Raw genomic sequence first — 11,336 nt, 5'->3', positions numbered from 1 at the left:
ATCAAGGGGCTGCTATGCTGGGAGGTGTAGGTGGTCATGCAGGTTTGTTTTCTAACGCAACAGATTTGGCTGCAATCATGCAAATGTTTTTAAATGGAGGTGAATATGCCGGGCAAAGATTTGTGAACGAAGATGTTGTGAAAAAGTATACAGCTTGCCAGTTTTGTCCGACCAATAGAAGGGGAGCAGGATTTGATAAACCAGTAAGAGATTTAAACGGTGGTCCGACCTGTAACTTGGTTTCTTTAGAAAGTTTTGGGCATAGTGGATTTACGGGCACTTTGTCGTGGGCGGACCCTTTTAATGGGATAAACTATGTATTTTTATCCAACAGAGTTTACCCTGATGCAGAGAATAGGAAGTTGATCAATATGGATATAAGAACAGAGATTCAACGCATTATTTACGAGGCGGTAAACGCTGCTGAATTGTAAAAGATTGATACTTAGTAGAAAAGATATATGAAAATAGGTATAGTGTTATATCCAACCTTCGGGGGAAGTGGAGTTGTAGCTACAGAATTAGGTAAAGCTTTGGCCCGAAAAGGACATGAAATTCATTTTATAACATACTCTCAACCGGTAAGGTTAGGGTCGTTTAGAGAAAATATTTATTACCACGAGGTTGCTGTAAGTGATTATCCGCTATTTGAATATCAGCCTTATGAAACAGAACTTGCAAGTAAGTTGGTGGATGTTGTGACCCACGAGGAGTTAGACCTATTGCATGTGCACTATGCCATTCCGCATGCTTCGGCAGCCTTCATGGCACAACAAATTTTACAAACGAAAGGAATTGATATTCCTTTCATTACCACGTTGCACGGTACAGATATCACTCTTGTTGGAAAGGATCCTTCTTTTGAACCTGTAATTACCTTCTGTTTGAATCAATCGGATGCAGTAACAGCGGTATCTGAAAGCTTGAAAAAGGATACATACGAGCATTTTGATACGAATAGAAAAATTCATGTTATCCCTAACTTTATTTGTGTTGAGGAATACAGCAAAGATTTCAATTTAGAGATCAGAAGAAGATATGCCCAAGACAATGAGCGTATCATATGCCACGTCTCTAACTTCAGAAAGGTAAAGAGGGTAGAAGACGTTGTTAGGACTTTTAAGAAGATTAATGAAAAGATTCCTTCTCGTTTATTGCTTGTAGGAGATGGGCCAGAGCGTTTTAACGTAGAGAAGTTATGCAGAGAATTAGGAACATGTGATCGTGTAATTACAGTAGGTAAAGTAAGGGATACGAGTCATGTTGTTGGATTAGCTGATTTATTTTTACTTCCTTCTCAAACAGAAAGTTTTGGTTTAGCTGCATTGGAAGCGATGGCAGCAAATGTTCCCGTAGTGAGTTCTAACACCGGAGGTATTCCTGAAGTTAATGAGCACGGTTTTTCTGGGTACCTCACAAATGTAGGAGATATAGACGAAATGGCCCGTTATGGGATTGAGATTTTAGAAAATGATGAGGTACTGGCTAAGTTTAAAGCCAATGCCAAAACACAAGCAGGAAAATTCTCACTTGACGCTATATTGCCAATGTATGAAGATTTATACGAGGAAGTAATGGCTAATCATCAAAGTAAGTAATTATGAAAGCAGGGTAATGGTCCCTGTTTTTTGTTCAACATATGCCGAGCCGGAAACACTGTAGGTTAATTTCCATACATAACTTCCGTCTGGGCATATTTGGTTATGGTAGCTACCATCCCATACATCATCTTTACTGTTTCCTGTAAAAATCAATTCTCCCCAATGGTTGTAAATTTGCCATTCAAAGCGATCGAAATCATCTTCACTTATGAATTGAAATGTATTGTTATGTCTATCTCCATTTGGTGTAAAAGTATTTGGGGCAAATACATTGGTCTGACAATCTTCAACAAGTACATAAATTTCATCCGTAGTACTTTCACATGAATTTGATACCGATACAGCGTAGTATCCACTTTCTGTTACCCATAGACTATTTTCAGTACTTCCTTCCGACCACGAATAATTCCAACTTTCTTCTGTTGAAGCTGTGAGCTGAAGTTGAGATAAACTACAAATACTCGTATCATTTCCTAGGTTAATGTTCAAAGGGGCGGTGTAGTTTACTTCAAGAGTATCTGTTACCGAACAACCATGATGGTCCAAGGTTAAAGTGTAGATTCCAGGAGCGTTAACAGCGTACTCAGAGTTATTATTTCCATCCTGCCAAGTATAAGTTCCCGTAACATTACTTTGGGGACTTAAAATAATAGTTTCATCAGGGCAAAGCGTTGTATCATTTCCGAGAGAAAGTATTATTTCGGGACTTACGTTTACATGAACAGGGAAGTCTTTACTCTGACAAGCGTTACTCAAATTTAGGGTGTAGATTCCACTTTGATTAACAATTAAGTTACCGGTACTTCCATCATTCCAAACAGCGTCAAAATCTCCTTGTGGAGCAGAAAATACAACTTCCTCTCCAAAACATAAATTAGTGTCTGTAAACCCTTCAAAAGATAAACTGTCTACAATATGCACATTAAATGTTTCAGTTGATGCACAAAAACCGTTGCTTACTTCAACAGTATATGAGCCACTGCTGTTAATGCTGTAATTATTTGTTTGACTACCATCATTCCAGGTATAAGCATAATTCGGATTTAAGTTTGTGGTAAAATATTCGTTGTAACAAAGATTGGTATCATTCAAATTGATTTGAGGAACAGGGGCAACAGTAACGGTCATTTTTGCAGTTGAACTACATTGATTATGATACATTGTATACTCCACCTCCTGCGTGTTGTAGACTTCTATACTTGATGAGGTTGAACCGTTTTGCCAATAATAAGGATATGAATTTTGCGGAGAGTGCAAGAGTAGTGTATCTCCTAGGCACATTACGGTATCATTTGGTAATGTAGCTAATGAAGGCTCGAAAATTTTAACTTCATATTGATTGTAAAAAGTAGAATCTGGTGTAGTTACTTCTACCGTGTGTATACCTGAAGTATGAACAAGCTTGGTGTTTCCTGTTGAATTGTCATCCCACAAATAAGTTGCATTGGGATAATTTAGACTTATGTTATAGTTTCCTACAGAACAATAGGTAGTGTCGTAATAATAAGTAGGGTAGGTTACTTCAGTTAATTCGAATTGATCTATCCCCATGCGTAAGGCAGCATTTAATTCGTAAGATGTAATATTCAAGTTTGTATCGTCATCATAAGGAAGGAATTTGAACGTATGTGAGCTTTGCGTAGCCACAAAAAAGATCTCCCGCTCTTCCCAGTTCAATAGTGGATCATTGTATGCCAAGTGACTTGTAGTTAATGCGGATATTCCGACTAAAGTGGTATCCATATAAACACTCCAAGCACCTGTTGTGTCTAAACAATTCTCTTGTTTAACAACAGCTTGATAAAATGTTATTTTATATTGATTACCCGGAATAAACCCACTTACTGTTTGCATTATTCCTTCGTGAAAATTATTTCCCCTCACTCCAGAAATGAAATTATCACCCATATTTGGGGTTCCCACAATCCCTGTATTCGACATAGGGCCGTATATGTTTGTCATATCAGGAGTATCACCCAAACCTTGGTAACTGATGGAGACTTGACATACAGGATCTGATGCCGGAACATTTTGCCAAGACTGAGGTAATACAGAAAGCATTGAACTTGCCGCACCATTGAAATTGGGGTTAGCAAAATTCTGAGCTAAAATTGTAAAAGAGGAAACCGTTAAAAGCAACAAAATAAATGTTCTTATCAAAGCTTATATATTTTTAAATACGCTCTGCAAACATAGTAACTTGGTGGGGTTTTTAGCCGCTTTTTATGTGAATGACTCTTATTTTTAGATGAATGTATCTTGTTGTTTGTTAGGTTGTTATATGGGTATTTTTGTCTTTGGGATGACCGTTTTTACGAATAACAAATACATACGAACGCTTAATAATTTTGGATTAAAATTTCGTGTAGAAAAGTGATTTTTTTTCGTTTAAAGACAGTTTTAAGTCTTTTGAAATTAGAAGTATTTTTTGCGTGTTGTTATGCTGGAGGGGGGGGAGCTTTTTTTGGGTGGCAAAAATAGAAATAACAAGTGAGGATGATTAGGGATCATCCTACACTTGTTTTACGGTAAGAGCGATTATTTAATAATCAATAGACTTCCCGATAATTGTTCTACAAATGATGAATTAAGAGGGCTGTATGTTAGTTTCCATATATAAGTTCCGTCTTTGCAAAGTTCATTGTTGAAATTTCCATCCCAATAATCATCTATACTATTGCCTTGGAAGATTTCTTGTCCCCATCTGTTGTAAACTTTCCATTCGAAACGACTAAAAGCAGCTTCGCTTTCAAATTTGAAGTAATTGTTCAATCTGTCTCCGTTTGGAGTAAATGTATTTGGGGCAAATACTAAAGCCTCACAGCTATGTGTGCTTATGTAAATCTCTTCTACTACACTTTCGCAACAATTGGTTGCTTCTAAGGAGTAATACCCTTCTTCTGATATATATAAAGCCTCAGCATTACTACCTGTAGACCATTCATATGTTGTTTCTGAATGATTAGTGGTAGGAATTAGCATGTATGTTTCATTCATGCAAATAGAGGTGTCATTTCCTAATTCTACATGCAAGGGGGGGAGGTAACTTACATTTAAGGTATCATAAGAAGTGCAACCTTGTCCGTTGATTTCTAATAAGTAAGTACCTACTTGATTAATGGTTACATTGTTTATTATTGTTTGCTGTTCTAAGGTGTACGTGTATTGTGGGTTCAAGTCAAAAGTTAAACTATCTCCTATACAAATGGTAGTATCTCCAATGGATGAATAATCTAATTTCACAACATCTACGAACAATGAATCTGTGAATGTACATTGATCTTGAGATAGTGTGTAGGTTACCAATTCATTTTCTGTTACATCATAATAAGGAAGGTTGCTGGCATCATGCCATTGATAGGGATAAATGTTTTGAGGAGAATCTATTCTTAGGGTGTCTCCAAAACATATACTGGTATCTTCAGGTAAAAGTGTTTGCGTTGGGTTGAAAAATGAAACGGAATAGGTATTTCTATAAATAGAATCCGGTGTAGTGATCTCTACTGTATAAATACCATCATTCGAAATCGTTCTTGTGCTTGTGGTATCATTATTTTCCCATGAATAGGTTGCGTTAGGGATGTTAAAGGATATTGTGTAGGACAAGGAGCTACATAAAGTAGTATCCATGTAATAGGTCGGGATAACTAATTCTTCCATGTTGATTTGATCTATCCCCATGCGCAATGCAGCGTCAATTCCTTGGCTGTAGATGTCACCATTTTGGTCATCATCAAAAGGTAGGAATTTTAAGGTATGTGAACTTGATGTTGCTGTAAAGCTTAGTTCTCTATATTCCCAGTTTAAATTAATGTCATTATAAGCCAATTGACTTGATGAAATAGCCGTTGTTAATAAAAGATTGTTGTCTAGATATACGCTCCAAGCGCCTGAGGTGTCTCTACAGTTCTCTTGTTTAACTACGGATTGGTAGAAACTAACTTGGTACACGTTACCAGGTATCAACCCATTTACAGTTTGCATTATACCTTCGTGAAAGTTATCTCCTTTAACACCTGAAATAAATGATGAACCATTTTTTGGGGTACCCACAATACCTATCTGAGGCATGGGACCGTTCAGAGTTGTAAGATCAGGAGTGTCGCCCAAACCTTGAAAGTTCAGAGTGACGTCACAATTTTGATCTGTAGCAGGAATGTTTAACCATCCTGTTGGAAGAGCTGCCAAGCTATTAGCACTGTTTCCTAATAAGTTCGGGTTTGTGAAAGACTGAGCCTTCACAAAATTGATAAAAATAGTTCCAAGAACTATAAATAACACTTTTTTCAAAACTAAAGTTTTAAGTTACGTAATGCGCGTAATTACATACCCGTAATTATCCTTTAGTCGTAAAAGGGGTAAGCGTTTAGTTTGTAAAAAGTATTTGTATCAAGTTTAGTACATTAATAACTATATAAATAGTTGATTATTAATGCACTATAAATATACGGAAGTATGTTGAATAAATCGTTTAAAAAACGATTATTTCACAAAAATAGAGTAGGTTGTCCAGTTTTTTGGACGAAGTTCTGGCTTCCATTCAAAGCCTTGCACATTCATTTCTTTAGACTTGATTTTGTTCAGGGGGTAAACAACACCATCAGGATTTTGACGGTAGGCAATTCGTCTTAATTCTTGTTTTTCAAAGTATAAGGTAATATTGCTACTGTAAATTCTGGCCATTCCACTTCTTTCGACCACTTCAAGTGAGTCTGTTTTAGTTTCCTTTTCAACGTAGTAAACCGTTTGTGCATTTCCATTTACATTGGCGTATCTTAACGTATCATTTCTAAAATAAGCATGCATTGTTTTACCTCCTACTTGGTTGTAGTAGTTAAGGCTGTCTTCGACCTCATTTACAATAACTGCTCTTTGCAGCAATTCTATGTGATCTATCTTATAATTCTTTTGATGCACAACAAGTGTGTCTGCAGACATTTGCGTTTTGTCTGACCATAACATGGGGTTATGGTAGAGGTGGAGCACGCTGTCTTTTTGGTTCATACTCAGTGAATCGCAAATACCTTGTACATCATTTTGTATCACTACAACATTGTGGTAAGCTAAGATCAATTCACTTTTTTGTAGGCTATCCATATAATTGAATAAACTATCTGCAAAAATAAAAGTGCTATCCTTCTCTTTATAGCTCACTACCGAAGCATGTCCTGCTAGATAGGCGAGGCGTTGCTTTTCATCGCTTCTGGCAAAGTCTCCCCAAAATTCAACTTTCTCTGTAGTGTCTTTGATGATAACATTTCCTTTCGCTTCAGATATGCTATCTAGTTTTGAGTAGTAAAGACTATCGGCAGAAATATTTGTTTTTTTATCAACTATGTACGCATGTCCTTCTAAAACGCCTTCTTCATTCTTAGCGTCGTACCATCCTTTTTCACAGTACATTTCCGTTTCGGTTGCGGTTATTTTTGTGGGACCGTAGAAATAGGCAATTTTATTATAACCGTTAAAACGCAAAGTGTCAGTAGTAACCTTGTAGTCATTACTTTGATAAATAACATTTCTACTAAAAGTGAAGTTTTTAGAGTTTGGAAAGAAATAACCAATGTCAGAACTCAATACTTCATTGCTGAGAATTGAGGTGATTTTCCCACCATTTCTATAAATACCAGCACTCTTTTTAACGTCGTACTCTAGCGAATCAGTGGTGAGTTTGTATTCGCTGTCTCGAACTCTAACGTTCCCATAAAGCTGCGCTATTTCACTTTCAAGGCTGTAATGTAAAGAGTCACAAAAGAGGTTTAAAGTATCTTTTTTGTTGATGTTAACTCTTGAGTAGGCTTTAAAGCGATCTGATTTAATGTAGTAGCGTGCAGAATCACAAAACATCTTTGTGTTTTCGTGTTCAAAAACTACGTTTCCTTTTAAAAACACAGTTTCACCTGCCTCATCGAGTAAGATGATGTTGGCATTTTTTACAAGTTCTTGATAATTACGTTGAGCAAGACCTGTTGTATTAACCAAAAAAATTGCGCTCATGACAAGCGCAATTTTTAATATGTTTTTAAAGAATATCACTCTTATTTTCTATTATCCAAAGTTTGGCTTCTATCCGGACCAACTGAAACTGTTGCAATTGGAACTTCAAGTTCTTTTTCTAAGTATGAAATATAATCAAGAAGTGCTTGTGGAGCATCATCCATTGATGTAAGTTTTGTTAAATCTGTGTTCCATCCTTTAATTTCCTTGTAAACAGGAGTAATTTCAACACCGTCAATATCGAAAGGTAAGTAATCTACTTGTTTACCGTCGATGATGTAATGTGTACAAACCTGAATAGTTTCAAAGTTGTCCAATACATCTGCCTTCATCATTGATAATTCAGAAACACCATTGATCATGATTGCATAACGCAACGCTGGAAGATCTATCCATCCACATCTTCGTGGTCTACCTGTAGTAGCTCCAAATTCGAATCCGTCTTTTCTGATTTTCTCTCCAACTTCGTCGTGTAATTCAGTAGGGAATGGTCCAGAACCAACACGTGTACAGTAAGCTTTAAAGATACCAATTACGTCTCCGATTCTTGTTGGAGCAACTCCTAAACCAGTACAAGTACCAGCAGTAACTGTGTTTGATGAAGTAACGAATGGGTAAGTTCCAAAGTCAATATCTAACAAAGTTCCTTGTGCACCTTCAGCTAAGATAGATTTACCTGATTTCAATGCGTCATTGATGAATTGCTCAGAATCAACAGCCGTTAATCCTCTCAATACTTCAATTCCTTCAAAGAAAGCTGGCTCTAACTCTTCGATGTTGTATTCGAACCCTTCGTGGTGGTTCAACAATTCAACGTGCTTGGCCTTAAGTGCTTCGTATTTTTCTTGGAAGTTAGACATGAAAATATCTCCAACTCTCAATCCATTTCTACCTGTTTTGTCCATGTAAGTTGGACCAATTCCTTTAAGGGTAGAACCGATTTTATTCTTTCCTTTTGCAGATTCCGATGCAGCATCTAATAATCTGTGTGTCGGTAAAATTAAGTGTGCCTTTTTAGATAATATCAAACGTTCTTTAATGTTGATATTGAAAGGAGCTAATTTTTCTAACTCTTTTTGGAAGATCACAGGGTCTATTACCACTCCATTACCCACTAAGTTTAAAGTATCTTCTCTAAAGATTCCAGATGGAATAGTGTGTAATACGTGTTTGATACCTTCGAATTCTAATGTGTGACCTGCATTTGGACCACCCTGAAAACGAGCAATGATATCATATTTTGGGGTAAGAACGTCTACTATCTTTCCTTTACCTTCGTCTCCCCATTGTAATCCTAAAAGTACATCTACCTTCATGCCTCTTGTGCATTTAAAAAATTAAGTGCTTCCCTTGTGGACGCACAAATATTAAAAATTGATTTTAATTTCGATATTTCAAATATGTTCTCGATGTGTGAATTGACTTGCGTTAAAACAAGTTCTCCACCTGCGCTTCTCACTTTTGTAAAACATTTTAACAAAGTGTTTAAACCACTACTGTTTAAATGAGTGAGCTCTTCGAGATTAATGATGAAGTTTTTATTTTCATCATTCATTCCTTTATCAATAGCTGCGAGCAATTCGTCAAAGTTTTCGTTGCTCAACATCCTTCCTTGTAAAAAAAGAATAAGCACCCCCTTAGAGGCCGTTTCTATTTTGTGAATGATGTTCACTATTGTTCTTCTGTTTCTTCTGATTCTGAATTCTTGACACCGTAGAAGTAGAGCGAGTGGTGTTGAATTTTTACACCAAATACTTCCTCAACCGTTGCCTTGATAGCCTGAATACGTGGATCACAGAATTCGATAACCTCTCCTGTATCCGTGCAAATCATGTGGTCGTGCTGCTTATAACCATGCGCTTTCTCAAATTGAGCAATGTTCTTCCCAAATTGATGTTTACGTACTAAGTTACACGCCAGTAATAATTCTATGGTATTGTAGAGTGTTGCTCGAGATACACGGTAGTTTTGATTTTTCATTTTGATATAGAGTGATTCTATGTCGAAATGACCATCGTAACCGTAAACTTCTGCGAGTATGGCGAAGCGTTCAGGAGTTTTCCTGTGACCGTTTTTTTCAAGATAGGCAGAAAAAATATCTTTTACCGTTTCCTGTATGTTTTGCATTCACCTTTCTATTAAGCAACAAAAGTAATATAAGTATTCGAAATTGAAATGCTTGTTTCAAAAAAAATATGCCCCTTTATTCACAAAACTCCGTGAATGACCGTTTTTATCTAAATATCAAACAACTACTCATTTAAGGGGAAAGTTTTTTAACGATTTTCTTCTTTATAGAGTATATGAATTTCATCTTTACCCAAATGAGTTTTACTTACGGTTTTACCCTTTATTCGAGGTGCTGGTTGACCTTTAATTAGGCTTGTATCTCCAGTAAGTATTCTAGCTTCATCCCAAAGTCTTGAAGCTATAAACGCTTGAAGCGTATATGCACCTCCCTCTATAAAGACAGAAAGCATTTTGCGTTCATAGAGGTCTTTAAGTATTGCTTCAACACTGATATTGTCTAATTGTTTTAAGGCAATGTGTGAAGGTAGATTTGTGTTTTCTTTTTGCGTATAGATTATGGTTGGTACACCGTCTAGAAAGATTTGTGCCGTTTTAGGGATAGAAAGTTGCGGATCAATAATGAAACGAACGGGGTTTTCACCTTGTACTTCGCGAACTGTTAAACTCGCGTTATCATTGGCAATGGTTTTCCAGCCTACTAAAATAGCTTGCTCCTCAGCGCGCCATTGATGTACCACTTTTTTCGTTTCAGGTTGGGTAATCCAATAAACTCCTTTTTGGTTTTCACTTCTATCTATATCCATGAAACCATCTTTACTTTGTGCCCATTTTAATATTACATATGGACGTTGTTTTTGGTGATAAGTAAAAAAGCGTTTGTTTAATTCCAGCGCTTCATTTTCTAGAACTCCCACCGTTGTTTCAATTCCAGCATCCTTGATACGTTGAATTCCTTTTCCTGAAACTTCAGAGAAAGGATCTGTACAGGCAATAACGCAACGTTTGAATTTCGATTTTACGATTAAATCAGCACAAGGTGGAGTTTTTCCATAGTGCGCGCAGGGTTCTAAGCTTACATAAATAGTAGCGTGGGGGAGTAAAGATTTATCTTCTACACTGTTTACGGCATTCACTTCGGCATGAGCTTCTCCGCATTTTTGGTGGTATCCTTGTCCTATGATTTTATCTTCGTACACGATGACAGAACCAACCATAGGGTTTGGAGCGGCGTTTCGACCTCCTTTTTTAGCCAAATTGATGGCCAATTGCATGTAATCTTTATCCTCCATGCTACAAAGATAGAAATCCTTGGGTTTGGGTTTAGGAGATACTAAATGACTTGTTATTTTTGTTGGCAAAGTTTATAAAAGATGAAAATATTAATCTCTCCGGCAAAGTCCTTAGACTATAATAGAAATGTTGATACTCCATTTCAGACAATTCCTCAATTTCTAGAAGAGGCAGATTACTTGGCAAATAAGTTGGGTAAATTTTCTGCCAAAAAGTTTGAGAAAATGATGCATATATCTAAAGATTTGGGGGAGTTGAATTACCAACGCTATCAAGCCTGGGAAAAGCCAAATACACTCAATGATAATGTGAAACCTGCAGCGACTGTTTTTACTGGAGAGGTATACAGAGGTTTGGATATAGAAAGTTTTTCAAGTGAAGAATTGACAAAGGCACAAGGAGAGTTGCGCATTTTGT

At 36.7% G+C, this 11,336-nt stretch carries 10 protein-coding genes; 3 read left to right on the top strand and 7 right to left on the bottom strand.

All coding sequences use genetic code 11. The features are described 5' to 3' along the window. Both R3333_RS08110 and bshA read left to right on the top strand, forming a co-directional pair. On the top strand, nucleotides 1–434 hold a 434-nt coding region (locus R3333_RS08110; protein ID WP_318958286.1), incomplete at its 5' end, for a serine hydrolase domain-containing protein. Nucleotides 435–461: 27 nt separating this feature from the next. Further along, nucleotides 462–1,598, top strand: a complete 1,137-nt coding sequence (bshA, locus tag R3333_RS08105; RefSeq protein WP_318958285.1) for an N-acetyl-alpha-D-glucosaminyl L-malate synthase BshA — start codon at nucleotides 462–464, stop codon at nucleotides 1,596–1,598. On the opposite strand, the gene R3333_RS08100 is transcribed toward bshA, so the two are convergent. From R3333_RS08100 to ribD, 7 genes are all read right to left on the bottom strand, one after another. Beyond that, a complete protein-coding gene (locus tag R3333_RS08100; RefSeq protein WP_318958284.1) occupies nucleotides 1,599–3,761 on the bottom strand; it encodes a gliding motility-associated C-terminal domain-containing protein in 2,163 nt (720 codons plus the stop codon). 378 nt (nucleotides 3,762–4,139) lie between these two features. Beyond that, the gene (locus tag R3333_RS08095) at nucleotides 4,140–5,882 is read right to left on the bottom strand and encodes a gliding motility-associated C-terminal domain-containing protein (protein ID WP_318958287.1); all 1,743 of its coding nucleotides are present in this window, start codon (nucleotides 5,880–5,882) and stop codon (nucleotides 4,140–4,142) included. Nucleotides 5,883–6,083: 201 nt separating this feature from the next. Next, on the bottom strand, nucleotides 6,084–7,598 hold the full coding sequence (locus R3333_RS08090; RefSeq protein WP_318958283.1) for an OstA-like protein: 1,515 nt from the start codon (nucleotides 7,596–7,598) through the stop codon (nucleotides 6,084–6,086). A 41-nt stretch (nucleotides 7,599–7,639) separates the two neighbouring features. After that, complete coding sequence (locus tag R3333_RS08085) at nucleotides 7,640–8,914, bottom strand: adenylosuccinate synthase (RefSeq protein ID WP_318958282.1); 1,275 nt, start codon at nucleotides 8,912–8,914, stop codon at nucleotides 7,640–7,642. Then, a complete protein-coding gene (locus tag R3333_RS08080; protein ID WP_318958281.1) occupies nucleotides 8,911–9,270 on the bottom strand; it encodes an STAS domain-containing protein in 360 nt (119 codons plus the stop codon). The genes R3333_RS08085 and R3333_RS08080 overlap by 4 nt, the downstream gene beginning before the upstream one ends. Then, the gene (locus R3333_RS08075; protein WP_090246712.1) at nucleotides 9,270–9,725 is read right to left on the bottom strand and encodes a Fur family transcriptional regulator; all 456 of its coding nucleotides are present in this window, start codon (nucleotides 9,723–9,725) and stop codon (nucleotides 9,270–9,272) included. Before R3333_RS08075 ends, R3333_RS08080 begins: the two co-directional genes overlap by 1 nt. A gap of 149 nt (nucleotides 9,726–9,874) precedes the next feature. Beyond that, nucleotides 9,875–10,918, bottom strand: a complete 1,044-nt coding sequence (gene ribD, locus R3333_RS08070) for a bifunctional diaminohydroxyphosphoribosylaminopyrimidine deaminase/5-amino-6-(5-phosphoribosylamino)uracil reductase RibD (protein WP_318958280.1) — start codon at nucleotides 10,916–10,918, stop codon at nucleotides 9,875–9,877. 81 nt (nucleotides 10,919–10,999) lie between these two features. On the opposite strand from ribD, the gene yaaA reads away from it, so the two are divergent. Then, the coding region (yaaA, locus tag R3333_RS08065; protein ID WP_318958279.1) for a peroxide stress protein YaaA at nucleotides 11,000–11,336 on the top strand (337 nt) is incomplete at its 3' end.

Source organism: Lishizhenia sp. (assembly GCF_033720595.1).
Taxonomy (GTDB): Bacteria; Bacteroidota; Bacteroidia; order Flavobacteriales_D; family Crocinitomicaceae; genus Lishizhenia.
Note: the sequence above shows the minus strand (reverse complement) of the source record. Positions and strands in the feature narration are given on the sequence as shown.

What these genes read in the sequence shown, in the direction of transcription:
- ribD (WP_318958280.1), bottom strand. Translation starts at nt 10,918, where the DNA reads ATGGAGGATAAAGATTACATGCAATTGGCCATCAATTTGGCTAAAAAA.
- R3333_RS08085 (WP_318958282.1), bottom strand. Translation starts at nt 8,914, where the DNA reads ATGAAGGTAGATGTACTTTTAGGATTACAATGGGGAGACGAAGGTAAA.
- bshA (WP_318958285.1), top strand. Translation starts at nt 462, where the DNA reads ATGAAAATAGGTATAGTGTTATATCCAACCTTCGGGGGAAGTGGAGTT.
- R3333_RS08090 (WP_318958283.1), bottom strand. Translation starts at nt 7,598, where the DNA reads ATGAGCGCAATTTTTTTGGTTAATACAACAGGTCTTGCTCAACGTAAT.
- R3333_RS08075 (WP_090246712.1), bottom strand. Translation starts at nt 9,725, where the DNA reads ATGCAAAACATACAGGAAACGGTAAAAGATATTTTTTCTGCCTATCTT.